The 18,751-nt window shown below is 46.9% G+C and carries 16 protein-coding genes; 11 read left to right on the top strand and 5 right to left on the bottom strand.

What is annotated here, in order from left to right:
- The first annotated feature begins 41 nt into the window (after nt 1–41).
- Nucleotides 42–1,379, top strand: coding sequence for a DRTGG domain-containing protein (locus C558_RS0109815; RefSeq protein WP_018756089.1), 1,338 nt, complete (start codon nt 42–44; stop codon nt 1,377–1,379).
- Nucleotides 1,380–1,474: 95 nt separating this feature from the next.
- On the opposite strand, the gene C558_RS0109810 is transcribed toward C558_RS0109815, so the two are convergent.
- From C558_RS0109810 to C558_RS0109800, 3 genes are read right to left on the bottom strand one after another with little or no spacing between them, the layout of a single operon-like run.
- Nucleotides 1,475–1,777, bottom strand: coding sequence for a YtpI family protein (locus C558_RS0109810; protein ID WP_018756088.1), 303 nt, complete (start codon nt 1,775–1,777; stop codon nt 1,475–1,477).
- A 55-nt stretch (nt 1,778–1,832) separates the two neighbouring features.
- Nucleotides 1,833–2,333, bottom strand: a complete 501-nt coding sequence (locus C558_RS0109805; RefSeq protein WP_018756087.1) for a sporulation membrane protein YtrI — start codon at nt 2,331–2,333, stop codon at nt 1,833–1,835.
- A gap of 7 nt (nt 2,334–2,340) precedes the next feature.
- The gene (locus C558_RS0109800) at nt 2,341–2,667 is read right to left on the bottom strand and encodes a YtrH family sporulation protein (protein WP_018756086.1); all 327 of its coding nucleotides are present in this window, start codon (nt 2,665–2,667) and stop codon (nt 2,341–2,343) included.
- A 101-nt stretch (nt 2,668–2,768) separates the two neighbouring features.
- Between C558_RS0109800 and C558_RS0109795 the strand changes: the two genes are divergently transcribed.
- The 8 genes from C558_RS0109795 (at nt 2,769) to C558_RS0109760 (ending at nt 12,274) form a co-directional block, all read left to right on the top strand.
- Nucleotides 2,769–6,338, top strand: a complete 3,570-nt coding sequence (locus C558_RS0109795; protein ID WP_018756085.1) for a DNA polymerase III subunit alpha — start codon at nt 2,769–2,771, stop codon at nt 6,336–6,338.
- Nucleotides 6,339–7,048: 710 nt separating this feature from the next.
- Entirely contained in the window at nt 7,049–7,552 is a 504-nt protein-coding gene (locus C558_RS0109790) for a phosphatidylglycerophosphatase A family protein (protein WP_018756084.1), read from the top strand.
- 86 nt (nt 7,553–7,638) lie between these two features.
- Nucleotides 7,639–7,827 (top strand): hypothetical protein, encoded by a 189-nt coding sequence (locus C558_RS0109785; protein ID WP_018756083.1) that lies wholly within the window; start codon nt 7,639–7,641, stop codon nt 7,825–7,827.
- A 65-nt stretch (nt 7,828–7,892) separates the two neighbouring features.
- Entirely contained in the window at nt 7,893–8,798 is a 906-nt protein-coding gene (accD, locus tag C558_RS0109780) for an acetyl-CoA carboxylase, carboxyltransferase subunit beta (protein ID WP_018756082.1), read from the top strand.
- Complete coding sequence (locus tag C558_RS0109775; protein ID WP_018756081.1) at nt 8,788–9,753, top strand: acetyl-CoA carboxylase carboxyltransferase subunit alpha; 966 nt, start codon at nt 8,788–8,790, stop codon at nt 9,751–9,753. The genes accD and C558_RS0109775 overlap by 11 nt, the downstream gene beginning before the upstream one ends.
- 126 nt (nt 9,754–9,879) lie before the next feature.
- A complete protein-coding gene (gene pyk / locus C558_RS0109770) occupies nt 9,880–11,304 on the top strand; it encodes a pyruvate kinase (RefSeq protein WP_018756080.1) in 1,425 nt (474 codons plus the stop codon).
- 81 nt (nt 11,305–11,385) lie between these two features.
- Nucleotides 11,386–11,889, top strand: a complete 504-nt coding sequence (locus C558_RS0109765; protein WP_018756079.1) for an acyl-CoA thioesterase — start codon at nt 11,386–11,388, stop codon at nt 11,887–11,889.
- Nucleotides 11,882–12,274, top strand: coding sequence for an FxsA family protein (locus C558_RS0109760; RefSeq protein WP_018756078.1), 393 nt, complete (start codon nt 11,882–11,884; stop codon nt 12,272–12,274). The genes C558_RS0109765 and C558_RS0109760 overlap by 8 nt, the downstream gene beginning before the upstream one ends.
- Here C558_RS0109760 and ytvI read toward each other — a convergent pair.
- Nucleotides 12,271–13,392, bottom strand: coding sequence for a sporulation integral membrane protein YtvI (gene ytvI / locus C558_RS0109755; RefSeq protein WP_018756077.1), 1,122 nt, complete (start codon nt 13,390–13,392; stop codon nt 12,271–12,273). The genes C558_RS0109760 and ytvI overlap by 4 nt on opposite strands.
- A 196-nt stretch (nt 13,393–13,588) precedes the next feature.
- On the opposite strand from ytvI, the gene ppk1 reads away from it, so the two are divergent.
- On the top strand, nt 13,589–15,673 hold the full coding sequence (gene ppk1, locus C558_RS0109750; RefSeq protein ID WP_018756076.1) for a polyphosphate kinase 1: 2,085 nt from the start codon (nt 13,589–13,591) through the stop codon (nt 15,671–15,673).
- 120 nt (nt 15,674–15,793) lie between these two features.
- Here ppk1 and C558_RS0109745 read toward each other — a convergent pair whose 3' ends face one another.
- Entirely contained in the window at nt 15,794–17,332 is a 1,539-nt protein-coding gene (locus C558_RS0109745) for a Ppx/GppA phosphatase family protein (protein WP_018756075.1), read from the bottom strand.
- A gap of 281 nt (nt 17,333–17,613) precedes the next feature.
- On the opposite strand from C558_RS0109745, the gene citZ reads away from it, so the two are divergent.
- A complete protein-coding gene (gene citZ, locus C558_RS0109740) occupies nt 17,614–18,726 on the top strand; it encodes a citrate synthase (protein ID WP_018756074.1) in 1,113 nt (370 codons plus the stop codon).
- The last annotated feature ends 25 nt before the right edge of the window (nt 18,727–18,751 follow it).

Raw genomic sequence — 18,751 nt, 5'->3', positions numbered from 1 at the left:
ACTAGTGAAATAGTACAGATTCGGATTCGAGGTGATACAGCGTGGATATTCATGAAGAGACGCTCACAAAGCATGAGCTGTTGTTGCAGCATATTGAAGGACTGAAGGTTGGTTCCAAAATATCGGTACGAAAGCTCGCCAAAGAAATGCAGGTCAGTGAGGGGACAGCTTACCGCGCCGTAAAGGAAGCAGAAAATATCGGTTACGTCTTAACGAAAGATCGGATTGGAACGATTCGAGTCGATAAGGCTTCACGCCGTCATTTATCTGAGCATTTAACCTTCGAGGAGGTCGTCAAAATCGTTGGCGGGCACGTTCTCGGAGGCTCCAAGGGGCTCGTCAAACCGCTGCACAAATATGTGATCGGTGCGATGGAGCTGGAGGATATGCTCGGCTATATTGACGCGGGAAGCCTGTTGATCGTTGGTAACCGGCAGAGCGCGCATCGTTTAGCCTTGCAGCAAGGCGCAGGCGTGCTCATTACAGGGGGATTTGAGGCGAGCCGTGAGGTGAAGCTGATTGCCGATGCGCTCGATCTGCCGATTATCTCGTGTAAGCATGATACGTTTACTGTTGCTTCACTCATTAACCGGGCGATCTATGACCGGTTGATCAAGAAGAAAATTATGCTGATTGAAGACATCGTTGAGCTCGGCAAAAAAGTGAATGCACTGAAATCGCACAGTACCATTGGTGATTTCCAAGAGCTGCGCGAACGGACAGGTCAATCCAGATTCCCGGTGGTCGATGAATGGAACCATGTCATCGGGATGATCACGTACAAAGATATTTCCGGATTGCAGCAGGATCATGTCATCGACAAGCATTACACGCGGAATCCGATCACGGTTACCATGAGTACTTCACTGGCCTCTGCCGCCCATATGATGGCGTGGGAAGGTATCGAAGTATTGCCGATCGTCGATCGCAATCGCAAGCTGCTCTCGACCGCGACGCGGAAGCAGGTTCTTCAGGCGATGCGGGATGCACAGAAGCTGCCGCAGCTTGGAGAGACATTCGATGATCTCATCTGGAGCCACTTCGAGGAGGAGCGGGATGAGCAGAACAAGTTGTACTTCCGCGGCCAAGTGACTCCGCAGATGTCAAGTCATTTGGGATCACTCTCCAAGGGTGTCTTTACGACCATTGTCACCCAAGCGGTGTACCGTTTCATTCGAGACGAGCGGCACACCGATCATGACGTGGAGAACATGACATTCTACTTTTTAAGACCTGTTCAGATTGAGAAGGAAATGACGGTTCGCGTTGAAATGATCGAGGCAAGTCGACGATTCTGCAAGGTCGATGTCGTCGTGAAGTGTGATGATCAAATCGTCTGCAAGGTGATGATAACGGCACAGGCTTTTGGTGAGGCTTGAGTACATTCGAATAGTAATTAGGTACACAAATAACCCTCTTGTTCGGACATCGATTGAAGATGCGAGCAAGAGGGTTATTAATCGTTGAACAGCTGTTAGGCGTTATTATTCATTTTGTTGAAATGGCTGTGATTTCGCAGTCCTGCATAAATGTTGAAGCATCCGAGAAGTAAGAACAATGCACCGATCACGACGCGTGTCGATGAACCGCTGAACATGAACAGTTGGATGACAGCGAGCAGGATCAACATGGCGCCAAGACTTATATTCATGCGTGCCCCGTATAAGCCGCGTTGCATGGAATCCTTGGAGCGATGCGACTTCCAGCTATTGAATACGGAGAAGCCGAGTGAAACAGCAAGCAGGAAGTAGAGAACGATGAAGATTGTGCTTGTCATATGTATTGTAGCCCCTTTTTTTCGTCAATTGCTCCGTCTATTGTAACATATTTCCTCAGGGGATATCATGGCGTTTTGCGTCGACCCAAATTTGTAACAATCCATCATTGACGAGCATCGTTCGGATTTGGATTTTGAAGTCTTGATCATGGATGTCTTTGTAGACTTTATGTTTAATTAGCTCGCTGGCGAATTTGGCGTCAGAGCTTATTTTGAACATGTCGCGTCCTAAGAAGATTTGCAGATCTTCACGTATTTGTTTCTTGAGCTCATTTTCTATTTCTAGATCGATTTGGTCTTTTTCATTCGCTTGCTTGATAATATAGACTTGAATTTTACGGATGGACGTGTGCTGATTTTTATATTTGTTGAGTGCTTCAATATCGTCTTTATATTGCTCGATTTGTGCACGCAAATCGCTGTTAATATTCGTAAGGTGCGTGAATTGAAGGTGAAAGAAACCATTGTACACAGCGCTCCCGACGATCATTCCGCAGAGGAAGATAGCGACGAAGCGCATCAGATGGCGATATCGGCTAAAAGGCGGCACTCGCATCGGGAACCTACCCTCGCTCTCGGCAGATCCAGGCTACAAGCTCTGTCGCCATATGGGCACCTAGAAAGGCACAGATAATATAGAGAATTTGTTTAATGGCGGGTGATAGATTGCCGTCGAAAAAATTGCTCTCAATGACGCGCAATGGATCAATGGTTCCGCCCACAGCAGCGGCAAGTGCCCATATTTTGAGCGATTTGGCGACATTCAGCATCGTAAGCGTTGGCGGCTGTAATGCAATAACAGCCCCGATGCCGCCGAGCATTGCGCCCCCGAGTACAATGCCAAAAGCAATGAAAAAATCTAATAATGCCTTGGTTGCGAAGGATTCCATTCTAAATTCGGCTCCTTTCCTCTCTGTTTGCGCCCCGTTATCGTGTATACTTAAGCTTATGGGTGTTGTCCAAGGAATAGACTAGAAAGAGAGGACAGGCGATGAGCGGATTTGTACATTTGCATGTTCATAGTGAATATAGCTTACTAGACGGCGCGGCGCGGATTGACAAGATGGTGGAACAAGCTGCACGCCTCGGCATGAAGTCACTCGCATTAACAGATCACGGTGTAATGTATGGCGTGGTTCCTTTTTATAAAGCATGTGTTCAGCATGGTATTCAGCCGATCATCGGCTGTGAAGCGTATTTGACGACGGGTTCGATGAAGGATAAGGGAACGCGTCAGGAGAATCCGATCTATCATCTTATTTTGCTCGCGAAGAATGAACAAGGGTATCGGAACTTGATGAAGCTCTGTTCACTCGGGCATTTAGAAGGATTTCATTATAAACCGCGCATTGATCTCACGGTGCTGCGGCAGTATTCAGAAGGGATTATCTGCCTGAGTGCTTGTCTTGGTGGAGAGATTCCGCAGCATTTATTGCATGGTCGACAGGAGGAAGCAAAAGCTTCAGCGCTGCGATATAAGGATATTTTCGGCGAAGATTTCTATTTGGAGCTTCAAGACCATGGGATTTCAGAGCAGAAGCGGGTAAATCCGCAGTTGATCGCATTAAGCGAAGAGACAGGCATTCCGCTCGTGGTGACGAATGATGTGCATTATATTGCGCCTGAGGATGCGGCGATGCAGGATGTCTTGATCTGTATTGGGACAGGCAAAACAGTCGACGCCGAAGACCGGCTTCGAATCACGACGGATCAGTTGTATTTGAAAAGTGAAGAGGAGATGGCTAAGTTATTTCCTCATGTCCCGGAAGCGATTGCAAATACGGAGAGGATCGCGGCCAAGTGCGCCGATCTGAAGCTTGAATTCGGACGTTCGATTCTCCCCGCATTTCAACCGATCCCAGAGGGGCAGACGGCGGGACAGTTTTTGGCGGAGTTGTGTGAAGAAGGACTTGAACGCCGTTATGGTTCGTTACCCGTCTGGGAGGATTCATCGTACCGGGAGACGGTATGGCAGCGGCTTCGATATGAGCTGGATGTTATTGCTCGAATGGGGTATTCCGATTATTTTCTCATCGTATGGGATTTCATTCGATTCGCTCATGAGAACGGGATTGCGACAGGTCCGGGACGGGGTTCGTCTGCCGGCAGCTTGGTCGCCTATGTACTGAATATTACCGATGTGGACCCGATTAAATATAAGCTATTGTTCGAGCGGTTCTTGAATCCTGCGCGGGTGACGATGCCTGATATCGATATCGATTTTAGCGATTTGCGGCGAGATGAAGTAATTGACTACGTTGTTCGCAAGTACGGCTCTGAACATGTGGCCCAGATCATTACGTTCGGAACGATGGCGGCTCGCGCAGCGGTCAGGGACGTCGGTCGCGTACTCAATATACCTTTTGGGGAAGTTGACCGTGTGGCCAAAATGATTCCGAATCAGCTTGGGGTTACGATCGAAGAGGCGCTGCGACTTAACCCGGATTTAGCTTCGCTTCAAGACCGCAGTGAGCGTGTTATGGAACTGGTTCATATGGCGATGAAAGTGGAAGGCATGCCGCGCCATGCTTCGACGCACGCTGCAGGGGTTGTTATCTCAGAAGAGCCGCTTACACATTACGTGCCGCTGCAGGAAGGGTCGGAGACGACGGCGCTAACGCAGTATTCGATGGAAAATCTAGAGGCTGTGGGTCTGCTCAAAATGGATTTTCTCGGTTTGCGGACATTATCCATCATTGAAAGAACGCTCGCATGGATTCGTGAGGAGACGGGACTGACGATTGATTTCCACGAGGTACCGGATGACGATCCGGATACGTACGCGATGCTAGGACATGGGGATACGACAGGGATTTTTCAGTTGGAGTCTTCCGGGGTTCGAAGAGTGTTGAAAGACCTTAAACCATCCGAATTCGAAGATATCGTCTCGGTCGTTGCGTTGTATCGTCCAGGTCCGATGGAATTCATTCCGAAGTATATTCAGGGGAAGCACGGGCAGATCGAAGTGGAATACCCACATCCATCACTAGAGCCGATTCTGAAGGATACGTACGGGATCATTGTTTACCAAGAGCAAATTATGCAGATCGCTTCGCAGATGGCGGGCTTTACGCTCGGTGAAGCGGATTTATTACGTCGTGCCGTATCGAAGAAGAAACGGGAAGTGCTCGATGAACAACGCGCACATTTCGTGACAGGGAGTATTGGAGAAGGGTTTACGGAAGAGGAAGCGAATCATGTATATGATATGATTGTTCGCTTCGCCGATTACGGGTTCCCCCGCGCGCATGCGGCAGCATACGGTGTATTGGCGTTCCAGACCGCTTATCTGAAGTCCCATTATCCGGTGCAATTCATGTCATCGATGCTCGCATCGGTGATGGGAAATCACCGGAAAGTGGCGGAGTATGTGGATGCATCCAAGCATATGGGCATTGATGTGCTGCCTCCCGATGTGAACGAGAGTAGCGTGTTATTCACACCTATTGCTTCCGAGGATGGGCGGCAAGCGATTCGGTTTGGCCTAGCTGCGATTAAGAATGTTGGTACGCAAGCCATTGAGAGCATTATGAAGGAACGGGAAGAACGGCCGTATGACAGTCTGATTGATTTCTGCCGCCGTATTGACCTGCGTGTGTGCAATAAGCGGGTGTTGGAGTCATTGATCCAAGGCGGAGCGCTCGATTCGCTGCCAGGGCACCGAGCGCAGCTCATTGCCATGCTCGATGAGACCGTGGAAGCCGCGGTGAAATGGCGCAAAGAACGTGATGATCTCCAAATCCAGTTGTTCGGATTCATTGAAGTGAATAACTGGTCCATTGAATACCCGGACATTCGTCCATATACGATAACGCAGCAGTTGGAATTTGAACGGGAACTGCTTGGTCTTTATATTTCAGGACATCCCTTAGATGATCATGATGAAATGTTATCCAAGCTTGAGCTCGATCGACTCATGGATCTAACGGAAGCGCCTGATGAGAGCGAAGTGGTCGTAGCGGGTATGGTCGTATCGTTGAAGCAAATCTCGACCAAGCAGGGCAAGATGATGGGCTTTATGGAACTCGAAGATCGCATATCTCGTACGGAAGTGGTACTCTTCCCGAAGGTATGGGAGCGATGCCATGATCTGATCGACAAAGGCGCCCTGCTCGCGGTTCGTGCCAAGCTGCAGCAGCAAGACGAAGACTTCAAGCTGCTGGCTGACGACGTCGCGCCGATTGGCGAAGGCGCGATCCAGGCTCTGCTGCGGCGTCGCAGGCCGCAGCAACAGCGCGAGCTGCCTGCTGCCGCTACGCGGCCAGGCAGCAGCACCGCGCCGCAGCCGAGCGTAGCATCGACTCGCGGCGCGGCCGGCAAGCACGCGCATGCGGGGCAGCGCGTGTATATCAAGATCGCCGCCGATCGCGAGACGGCGACGATCCTGGCGCAGCTCAAGGAGCTGCTGCAGGAGCATCCAGGACAGATACCGACGGTCCTGTTCTATGAGCGGGAGCAGAAGGCGATGGCGCTGAGCGAGGCGTTCCATACGAAGCCTTCGCCGATTCTGCTGCAGCAGGTGGAGGCGCTTCTTGGCCCCTCAACCATCCGCATCAAATGAGGGGGCTTTTGATCACGAAGTATTTTCGAGGAAGTTTACTCGGCGTCGAATCTTGCGTTCAAACTCGAAGGTAAGTAGCCATGTAGGCTCCTCCTACACTGCGCGCTTCCTTCTTCATTTTCACGCAACCTTCTCGGCGCTGAAAGGTCTTTTGCGGGGGGCTTTTGATCACGAAGTATTTTCGAGGAAGCTTACTCGGCGTCGAATCTTGCGTTCAAACTCAAAGATAAGTAGCCGTGTAGGCTCCTCCTATGCGACGCTCGCATCAGGTTCACACAACCTTTACCGCGAAGCTTTCGTGTAACGAATCGTAGACGCGTTATTCGTACAAATAACGGTTGATTTTCAGTCTAAGGAACTCCAGTGGCGTTATTGCGCTCAAAAGTTATGATTTCATGCAATTTTGGAGGAAATAACGATCTTGGAGTTCCTTAGCGAGTCTGCAGACTGTTTTTGATACGAATAAGGCTTATGGAGTTCGTTAGTCGTACATGTGATCCGAGCAATTGATCCGGTCTTGTGCAAGGCGAACAGCCTGACTTTCAATCTTGTGGTTGCTTATCCTATATTAAGGAAATATTGGTGATAAGCACCTTGAAAACAGCGCATTCTTTCAATTTTAAAAAAATAAATTTTTACGTTTCTATGAACATTTGATCTTCCATCTGCATACATTTAGGTTACACTCAAAGGACAGGTGGGAGAAGCATATGTCATATGAAATTGTAGTAAAAATGCTGGAGCGGCGCGGAGTTACGATTCAATCGATTACGGAAATTGTTCACAAGCTGCAGATTGCATATAACCCTAGATTAACCATGAAAGATTGTGAAGATAGTGTGATTGCGGTATTGCATAAGCGGGAAGTCCAATATACACTGTATACCGGCATTGCTTTGGATGAACTTGCAGAGCAGAAGAAGCTGCCACAGCCATTGCAAGCCATTATGGAAGCAGATGAATCCCTTTTTGGCGTTGATGAGACACTCGCTCTCGGCATTACGAACGTATACGGGATGATCGGGTTGACAAGCTTTGGCTATTTGGATAAAGAGAAGATAGGAATCATTCATCATCTAAACTCGAAGGGTCCGCATATTCATGTTTTTCTGGATGATCTTGTTGCTGGGTTAGCCGCAGCGGCATCAGCCAGAATCGCGCATGCCGACCCGCGAGCTATTGAATATCCACTGAATCCTCCCGATGCTACGTAAGAAGCATTCTTGATGTTAAAATGGGAGTTATGTTATCATTATTGCATTAATTGGGCTAATTTGTGAGGTTAAGGAGGACGAAGCGCATGTGGACGGTTATTTATATTGCTCCTACAGCGAAGATTGCAGACAGACTGAAGTCGAAACTGTCCGAAGAAGGTTTTTTGGTGCAAGTCCGCCCTATTAATCTATCGAAGCAGCAGTTTGAAATTTTAGTTCCTTCAGGCGAACTGGAGGAAGTTCAAGAAGTACTGAACTCAATATTAAATTCGTAATAGATACCATTTATTCGAACTATTCGAAATAGGTAACAAAAATAAGGCTTTTGTGGGGTGTAGTTGTGTTAAAAGACTTATTCCAGAAAAAAAGAAAGTACGCAACAGTTCCTTCCGAACGCACGGTACGCACGGGCGGGGCGGAAGAAGGCGAGCGTCCGAAACGCGAAATTCCTGAAGGACTTATGAATAAGTGCTCGAAATGCGGCACGATTCACTTTACGAAGGAATTAGAGAAGAGTCTTATGGTGTGTTCGAACTGTGGACATCATATGCGTCTAAGTGCAAGAGATCGTATTGCGCTCACGGTCGACGAAGGTCGCTTCTTCGAATACGATGCGAATATGATTTCGGAAGACCCATTGGAATTCCCTGGCTATACCAAGAAAGTAGAGCAGCAAAAGGCCAATTCAGGTCTACAAGAAGCGGTTGTAACCGGTGAAGGAACGATCGGAGGGTATCCGGTCGTCCTTGCCGTTATGAGCTTCGATTTCTTCAGCGGCAGTATGGGTAGCGTTGTCGGCGAGAAAGTGACGCGCGCGATTGAGACAGCAATGCAGAAGAAATATCCACTTATTATCTTCTCGACTTCCGGCGGTGCACGGATGCAAGAAGGGATCATTAGCCTCATGCAAATGGCGAAGACGAGCGCGGCACTTGCGAAATTCCATGAACAAGGCGGGCTCTATATTTCTGTCTTCACCGATCCGACATTTGGTGGGGTATCGGCGAGCTTTGCGATGCTGGGCGACTTCATTTTGGCCGAGCCTGGCGCGAGTGCAGGCTTCGCGGGTCGCATTGTTATCGAACAGACGATTCGCCAGAAGCTGCCTGATAACTTCCAGACGGCGGAGTTTAACATGAAGCATGGACAACTCGACATGGTCGTTCATCGCAAAGATATGCGCAGTACATTGACCAAATTGCTTGATTTCCACACGGTGAAGGGGGATGTTTCACATGGCGAATGAAATGCCTTTTGAGACGGCTCTCGTCGAAATGCGCAAAAAAATTGATGAACTGAAGCAATTTGGCTCAGAGAAGGGTATCGATTTCACGGACGAAATTGCGCGCCTTGAAGAGCGCTATAAGCAATTAGAGGAAGAAGTGTACACGAACATATCCCCTTCTCAGAAAATGCATCTTGCACGTCATCAGGGGCGCCCGACATCGCTTGACTTCATTCAAGCGATTTTTACCGACTTCATGGAACTTCATGGTGATCGGTTGTACGGCGATGATATGGCTATCGTAGGTGGTTTGGCGAAATTAAACGGCATGCCGGTTACGGTTATTGGACACCAACGCGGGAAAGATATGAAAGATAATATCGCGCGTTTCTTTGGGAGCCCGCATCCTGAAGGATTCCGCAAAGCGCTTCGTTTGATGCAGCAAGCGGACAAGTTTAACCGTCCGATCATTACGTTTATCGACACCAAAGGTGCTTACCCAGGGAACACCGCTGAAGAACGCGGTCAATCTGAAGCTATCGCACGAAATTTACGTGATATGATGCTGCTTCGGGTACCGATTATTTGCGTTGTGATCGGGGAAGGCGGAAGCGGCGGCGCACTTGCACTCGGCGTTGGGAATCGCGTGATCATGCTGGAGAATGCGATTTATTCCGCAATTTCACCAAATGGTGCGGCTTCAATTTTATGGAAAGACGCAGGCAAAGCCGATCAAGCGGCAGAAGCTCTGAAGATCACTGCTTCCGATTTGCTGCGGATGGAAATTATTGAGGAGATCGTTCCAGAACCGCGTGGGGGCGCACACAAAGATTTGACTTCGCAGGCGGAATGGATCAAGATTGCCATAGAGAAACAATTATCTGAGCTAAGAGAAATGTCGACCGAACAATTACTTGAAGACCGTTATCATAAATTTCGGAAAATTGGTAAGTTTACCTTTGATGAAGTTCAATGATTGGCCGAAGGTTCAGTTGGAGAGACTGATGATATTGTAGTTATGACAATTCTCATGTACAAAAATGCTATTTTGTTGTAAATTTATTAGTTGTGAAGAGATGCTTTGAAAACGGAGGAAACCATAATGCGCAAAACTAAAATTGTATGTACGATCGGACCATCCAGCGAATCCCTAGAGAATACAAAGAAATTGATTCTAGCTGGCATGAATGTAGCACGTCTTAATTTTTCCCATGGTGATTTTGAAGAGCACGGCAATCGAATCAAGACGATTCGTCAAGCCTGCCAGGAATTAAATAAAACGGTTGCGATTCTACTAGACACGAAGGGTCCTGAGATTCGTACTGGTAAATTAGCTGTTGAGCCGATCGAATTGGTTCAAGACGAATTCATTACATTAACGACAGAAGAAATCCTTGGCGATAAAGATCGCATTTCGGTTACATATGAACAGTTGCCGAATGATGTCGAAGTTGGATCCACGATTCTTATCGATGACGGTCTAATTGGTCTAACGGTTGCTGAGATCCAAGGAACTGAAATCAAGTGTAAAATTGTGAATGGTGGCACAATCAAGAGCAAGAAAGGTGTTAACGTTCCAGGCGTTAAAATTTCTTTGCCAGGGATCACAGAAAAAGATGCAAGCGATATTCGCTTCGGGATTGAGCAAGGAATCGACTTCATCGCGGCTTCGTTCGTTCGTAAAGCTAGCGACGTGCTTGAAATTCGTGAATTGCTTGAGAAGCACAACGCTCAGCATATCCAAATCATCTCCAAAATCGAGAACCAACAAGGTGTTGACAACTTGGATGAAATCCTTGAAGTGTCTGACGGCCTAATGGTTGCTCGTGGTGATCTTGGTGTTGAGATCCCAGCTGAAGAAGTACCTCTTGCACAGAAATTGATGATCGAGAAATGTAATCGTGCAGGTAAGCCGGTTATCACAGCAACTCAAATGCTTGATTCCATGCAACGTAACCCAAGACCTACGCGCGCTGAAGCAAGTGACGTAGCGAATGCGATTTTCGACGGTACAGATGCAATCATGCTATCGGGTGAGACAGCAGCAGGGAAATATCCTGTTGAGTCCGTTGAGACGATGTCTCGTATCGCTGAGCGTGCAGAGTCAGCACTACATTACCGTGAGTTGTTCTTCAAACAACGTTTAGCACAACAAGCTTCCGTTACAGAAGCAATCAGCCAAGCAGTTGCAAGCTCTGCATTAGATTTGGATGCGAAAGCAATCATCAGCTCGACACAGTCCGGTTACACAGCGCGTATGGTATCCAAATACCGTCCGAAAGCACCGATTGTTGCTGTAACTCCTGAAGATCAAGTGATGCGTCGTCTTGCGTTAACTTGGGGTGTTATCCCGGTTAAAGGCGAAGTGGCAACATCGACAGACAGCATGTTCGACAGCGCGATCCAAGGTGGATTTAACTCCGGTCTTGTTGAAGAGGATGATCTTATCGTGATTACTGCCGGTGTACCAACAGGACAATCCGGTTCGACGAACTTGATCAAAGTTTGCCACGCGAAAAAACGTTAATTCATTATAGATAGCAAGCGAAATAGGAAGAGCAATGGGACAAGCCATTGCTCTTTTTTTGCAAAAAGGAGCCTTGGTACAATGATGGAAATGGAGCAATATAGCCGTTGGTTTTATACGCAATTACGGGTAAGATATCAAGAGACAGACCAGATGGGTGTCGTGTATCATGCGAATTGCTTGAACTGGTTCGAAATTGGGCGGACAGAGCTCATTCGCGAGTTAGGAATCCAATACATTGATATCGAGAAACGTGGATTATTGCTGCCTGTGACGGAGTTAACGACAAAATTCCGGATGCCTGCGAGATATGATGACCAAATCACCGTATGTACCCGGATCGCTGCTTATAGTTCACGGAAGCTGCATTTCCAATCGGAGGTTCGCCTCTTCTCGGATGAGGAGCGCAATGCATTAGATTCCTCCCCATCGTCAACAGTGCCTGAAGGCAAACTTCTCGTATCCGGTGAGACACACCATGTTTGGGTCAATCGCGATTTTCGTCCAGTGCGTATGGATAAGGAAGCGCCAGAACTATTTGTCTGTTTAGAACAAGCAGTAGAAAGGATGGACCCGGATGCTTAGAAATAGCATATGGATCGTGTTAGCGGTTTTTGTCGTTGAAGCTTTTGGTATTACACTTGTAAGCAGCTGGATCGGTGGCCTCTACACCTTGCTCGTGATAGCACTAACCTCTCTACTGGGTATTGCGATCACGCGATTTGAAGGCATGAAGGTGCTGGAAGATGCCAAGCGGCAAATGAGTGAGGGGAAAGTCCCTGGACGCACCTTTATTGACGGCATTTGTGTGCTCCTTGGCGGCTGGTTACTCATCATCCCTGGCTTTATTACCGATATTATTGGGTTTACGTTGGCATTTCCGCTGACCCGGCCTTTGTACCGCTGGTTGATTCTGATGTGGATTATGAAGAAAATGCAGAATGGCAAATTTACAATTTATCGCCGTTAGATTTGACGACCGCCTCTGAAAATATAGTGCCATACGTCACGGAACACGTTCGCGCGTTGGATCGCGGATGCAATCACAAGTGTCACAGGACCAATGATAAGTCCCAGGATGCCGAAGAGTTGAAGTCCCACGAACATGGCGATTAGTGTAGGAAGCGGATTTAACCCCACGCTTGAAGCAAGGACTTTAGGCTCTACAATTTGTCTTGCAATGAGAACGACGCAATAGAGTATGCTGAGACCTATGGCTTGATTATGGTTTCCACTCATATAAGAATAAGCAATCCACGGTATCATCGCGATTCCAACCCCGAGGTAAGGCATGAGGTCCAATAGTCCTATAAGTAATCCAATTGTAATCGCATATTGAATATGTAGAATAATGAGACCAATGATGACGACAATAGCTGTTAATGAGATGACGATAAACTGCGCTCGGAGATATCCGAATAGCGCTTTCTGAAGATCAACCCATATGATTGATATTGGCTGCTGGACACGTTCTGGCAGCCATTTACGTACCCATCGCATGAGATCCGCCCAATCTTTACTGATGAAGAAGACGGCAAGGATCACCACGATGAAGATCGTTGCAATATTGGGGAGCGACGAGAGAATCGACAGGATACTGTTGAGCATGGAGCTGATGAGATTCGAGACGGCATCGGTCAAGGTTTGCGCTGTATGATTCATATTGTTATTGATTGTGTCCTGCACATTTCGGTTATTTTCATAGAATGAGCTGATTTGGGTAATGAATCTGTTCAATTGTTCGTTCTCTAGAATGTTCACGAGCATATTTTTTAGATCATTAATACTGCCTTCGAGTGATTGCGAGAGGTTGAAGATCTCGATAATGATGCGTGTAATGACAGCGGACACGATAGTAAGCATGGTAACGACGAACCCAAGGATTGCGATGGTCACGGCAAGCCATCTTGGCATTTTCCCCTTTCGTTCGAGCATATTAACGATTGGATTCAGGAAATAAGCGATGATCCAAGCCAGAATGAACGGATAGATGAGTGGGGTTACCCAATAAAGTGCATAAATAAACACAATAAAGATGAATAACACCCAGCAGCCGCGAAGGATTTTTTTAACAATTAAGTGATCCAAGGAGATCGCTCCTTTGCAGAATTTCCGATTTGAACTTGTCTATTGATATCTATGCTTGTTCCTTTCAAATCACGACTTTATTTTGCGTTTACACTCCGTTTACAAAATCTTAAAACTGTCCGAACATTCTTGATGGATAATAGACTCATTACAGGATTAAGGGGAATCCCTTGAGGAGAAAGGACTTCGGACACGGATGATTTCTGCAAAATATGTGAATCGTGACTTAAGCTGGTTGGAATTTAATCGCCGTGTTCTGGAAGAGGCGCAGGATCCAGAGACGCCGCTATTGGAACGGGTAAAATTTTTATCGATTGTATCAAGCAATTTGGATGAGTTTATGAGTGTGCGTGTCGCAGGGATTCATGATCAATTGCGACTTGGATATCACAAAAAAGATTTTACCGGCTATACGCCTTCAGGGTTATTAAAGCGCCTTATGAAGCGCACGAGCAAAGCGGTGACCGATCAGTATCGAACGTATCGTGAATTAATCCGAAGTTTGCATAAAGAAGGATTGGTATTTACGACCTTTGATGATTTAAATAGTACGCAGCAGAAGGCCATGCAGATCTATTTTGATGAAATTGTATTCCCGGTATTAACTCCGATGGCGGTGGATCAGAGCCGTCCATTCCCGCTTGTTCATACGAATGAGCTGTATCTAGCTGTCGTGCTGCAGCGGAGAGTACAAGGGCCAGATAAATTGCAGGAACCCGAACAGGAGCCGTTCTTTTCGGTCGTACAGGTCCCGTCGATCCTTCCGAGGTATATTCATGTACCTAATCGAACGAACAGCAAGAAGCAGGAATTTATCCTGTTAGAAGACTTGATCAAAGTACATATCGAGATTCTGTTCAGCGGCTATATTCCTGTTGCCGTTCATGGTTTCCGAATGACAAGGAACGCCGACCTGACACTGGATGAAGAAGGCGCAGAAGATTTGCTGGAAGAGATTGAGAAGGAGCTAAGGCGGCGGCGTTGGGGCGTTCCGGTCCGACTCGAAATTGAATCGGGGATGCACCCCTATGCACTTCAACTGCTTCAAGAAGAATTCGAAATTATGGAGCATGTGTTTACGATTGACGGTCCAATTGACTTAAGCTTTCTGATGAAGTTCGCGATGTCACTTCAGAATGCGGACCATCTGCGATATCCGAAGCTGGATCCGGTGTATCCGGAAGAGCTCGCAGATGCCGATGATTTGTTCAGTGTGTTGAGGGTGAAGGATGTGCTAATGTATCATCCTTACGAGTCATTTGATGTGGTGAACGATTTTATATGTCAAGCAGCGGATGACCCCGATGTGTTGGCGATCAAAATGACGCTATACCGCGTCTCAGGCAACTCTATTCTTGTCCAAGCGTTGGCGAGGGCCGCGGAATCCGGGAAGCAAGTGACCGTCGTCGTGGAGCTGAAGGCGCGATTCGATGAAGAACGGAATATTGCATGGGCACGTCAGCTCGAGAAAGCAGGCTGTCACGTCGTATACGGACTTGTGGGCTTAAAGACGCATGCGAAGATTACGCTTGTCGTACGGCGCGAACAATCTATGCTCCGTCGGTATGTCCATGTGGGGACAGGCAATTATAACGAAAATACGGCCAAGCTATACACGGATGTCGGTCTGTTCACATCCAATTCGGTGATCGGTGAAGATGCGTCGCTGCTGTTCAATGAGGTGACCGGATATTCTGCACCGCATGATTGGCAGGCGTTCGTCGTGGCACCAACGGAATTGAAGGACAAACTAATCAGCAAAATCAAACGCGAAATGAAATGGGCCTCAGAAGGTAAAGAAGCGCATATCATCGCTCAGATTAATTCATTGTCCAATCAAGAAATGATCGATCAGCTCTACGCTGCTTCACAGATGGGTGTTCGAATTGATCTTATCGTTCGGGGGGTTTGCTGTTTAAGACCCGGAGTGCCTGGCTTAAGTGAGAATATTCGCGTTATTAGCATTGTGGATCGTTTCTTGGAGCATTCCCGAATCATCTATTTCAAGAACGGCGAAGACGAAGAAGTATATTTATCGAGTGCCGATTGGATGACACGGAATTTGACGCGTCGTATTGAACTGATGTGTCCTGTGTTCGATAAGGCGCTCCGGAAGTCTTTGATTCGAATGTTGGATTTGAAATTAAGAGATAATTCAAAGGCAAGGGAATTGCAATTGAATGGAACATATACGCGTGTGAGACAGGAGAATCAAGCTTGCCGCAGTCAGTTCGAAGCAATGCATATTGAAGCATGGAAGTCTGTGCCCGTTCGTGTCTGATAATTGAGAATCGTAGGGCGAAAGAAATAACGCAAACAGGGTGTTCTCCGAGCTTGTGACAGTTCGGAGAACACCCTGTTTTTGGTTCATCGTAAAGCGAATCAAGATGAGACGAGCGGTTCAAAGCTCAGATGTTAGTATAGGGGTAAGATCCCACGCCTTTTTGAACTCCTTTGCTACACCTTGCACTTCCATTTGTTCAAACGCGATACTGATACCGTGATGGTGCAAGGCCTGAATTCGCAATTTGTTTTTTCGAATCTGAATGTTTAATGATTCTATGGATTGCGTTTCACTTTTGTCGAGTGCAATAGCAAGCTGCAACAAAGACCCTAGCTTGCATAGTCGTGGATAATCACTCTCATCAAGTATTTCTTTGTACTCGGCAACGACTTGACGCGCACGGCTCTTGGTCGTGTATGAGGCAATCATGGCACATAGGATTAGCTCCCGATGCGTCAAACCATAAAGACGTGCATTCATGATCAGATAGAACGTATGCTGACTGTACCCGTAATAATCAATGATGGTACCGATTCGATAGAGCAAGGAGCTGATGTGCAAATACAGCCCGTCCTGCACAGTTAACTTAAATTGCTTGTCCTCATGAAGGCTATGGAAGAGCTGATTCCCAAGCCGGTTAACCTGTTCGACATGATCCCTTGGTAAAGCGGATAAATGCAGAGCTACCAAGTTTCTCAGGCTATATTCCAATACGTTCGGGACAATCGGTGCTTCCGGCATAATGGTCTCGTAGAACATGCCATCTCGAATGCCAGAGCCGCTCATCATATAATGACTGCAACCACAATGCTGGAACATCGTCTGTAGAATAATTATGCCTGGGATAATGATATCCGCACGGTCTTTGGACAATCCGGGCACACTGGTGCGCTGTGCGAGCGGGAGATCTCGTAGTCGCTCCAACATGTCTGACACTTGCTCGGATTCCATTTGGTATTGATGAATACGCTGGAGAGGGTATTTCGTACGCAGCTGCTCTATTTTGGCAATGGTACGAGCAGCCCCTCCTAAACCGATCATAGGCAAGCCAGGTGCATTGGTAAGCCACGGCTCCTGTTGAATAGCTTGTTTTACCATGGATTGTATTCGTTTCATATCTGAATCGGAGAGCGGATCACTCTGCCCGAATGTTCTAGATGTGTTTACACAACCAAACGGGAAGGACACACTATTCACAATTTTACGATTTCTAAATAATGTGATTTCGGAGCTGCCACCGCCAATGTCTATAAGAAATCCGTCTTGGACATCCATGGTGTTCGCCATACTAATAAATCCGTAGTAGGCTTCCTGCTCGCCGGATAATACCTCGATCGTTAAGCCAGTATGTTGTTGCAAATACGTTATGAGCGCATTGCGGTTGCCCGCATTGCGTATCGCAGCTGTCGCTGCTACGCGGATTGTATCTGCTTGATGGATTTCACATATCCGTTTGAAATGATTTAAACGTTCAATCAAAGGTTGAAGCTGATCCAAATCGATCTTATTCTCCGAATCGACAAGCTGACTAAGTCTTGCTGCGTACTTATTCTCATCAATGACTTGGAAGGCCCCGTTCTCTGAACGATTGTATACGACGAGACGAATGGAGTTGGATCCGATGTCAATGATGCCGATGCTTAATGAATTGCGCATGCGGATGCCCCTTTTTTGAAGATTTTCGCTTATTGTACCATCAATAATAGCTTCTATGAAATATGTTACAAAAAAAGATGATGGGTGTGATAAACAATTCTATTCGCTTTTCCGTCTTTTCATGTTCACATAACATCCAAAGTCTTATATTATTAGTATAGCAATAAGTATTGACAAATAGAGGTATCTAATCGGCAACCGCTTTCATTTTCAGACAAATTTCACGCTGCTTTATCTTTTTTTAACGTTTATTTCGCTAACATTGCAAAGGAGAGAAGTATATGACAGCGACAAAAGGCTTGGAAGGAATTGTTGCAACAACTTCATCGATCAGCTCCATTATTGACGGTGTTCTGACATACCGTGGCTATAATATTGATGATCTTGCAGTACATGCATCTTTTGAAGAAGTAATCTATTTACTCTGGTATGGAAGATTCCCTGTGCAATCCGAATTGGATCAATTACTTCGCGACCTAAGTGAATCCGCTGCGATTCCATCCGAATTGGTTGAACAAATGAGATTATATCCTACGGGGACGAACACGATGGCAGCATTGCGATCAGCCGTCTCTGCACTTGCTTTGTATGATGAAACAGCGAATGAAATGAGTTCTGAAGCGAATTTCCGGAAAGCGATTAAGCTTCAAGCACAATTGCCGACAATTGTAGCTACTTTGTCACGTCTTCGTGCAGGTCTTGAGCCAATTGCGCCGAAATCCGGTGTGTCCATCGCGCATAACTTTTTGTACATGCTAAACGGTGAGGAACCTAGCGAACTAGCTGTGAAAGCGCTAAACCAAGCTCTCGTTCTTCATGCAGACCACGAATTGAATGCTTCCACATTCGCTGCTCGCGTAACGGTTGCGACGTTGTCAGATATCTATTCTGGTGTGACATCAGCTATTGGCGCGTTGAAGGGACCTCTTCACGGCGGAGCGAACGAAGCGGTTATGGTGATGCTCGAAGAGATCGGATCCTTCGATCGTGTTGAAGATTATGTACAGACGAAGCTGGATAACAAAGAGAAAATTATGGGCTTCGGACATCGCGTGTATAAGGGCGGCGATCCGCGTGCGAAGCACTTGCAGAAGATGTCACAGGATTTGAGCCAGCTGCAAGGCAACACGGAATTGTACGATATGTCTGTTCGCATTGAAGAGATGGTAACAGGCCAGAAGGGCCTCAAGCCGAATGTTGATTTCTACTCTGCTTCGGTTTACACGATTCTTGGCATTCAACGTGAGCTATTTACACCAATCTTTGCAATTAGCCGTGTATCTGGATGGACAGCGCATATCTTGGAGCAGTATGAGAACAACCGTCTCATCCGTCCTCGTGCAGAATATACAGGTCTCACGAATCAAAAATATATTCCGATTCAAAATCGTTAATTTTTCAGGTATGATCATAGGTAGT

The organism is Paenibacillus terrigena DSM 21567 (assembly GCF_000374845.1).
GTDB classification, from domain to species: Bacteria; Bacillota; Bacilli; order Paenibacillales; family Paenibacillaceae; genus Paenibacillus_K; species Paenibacillus_K terrigena.
Note: the sequence above shows the minus strand (reverse complement) of the source record. Positions and strands in the feature narration are given on the sequence as shown.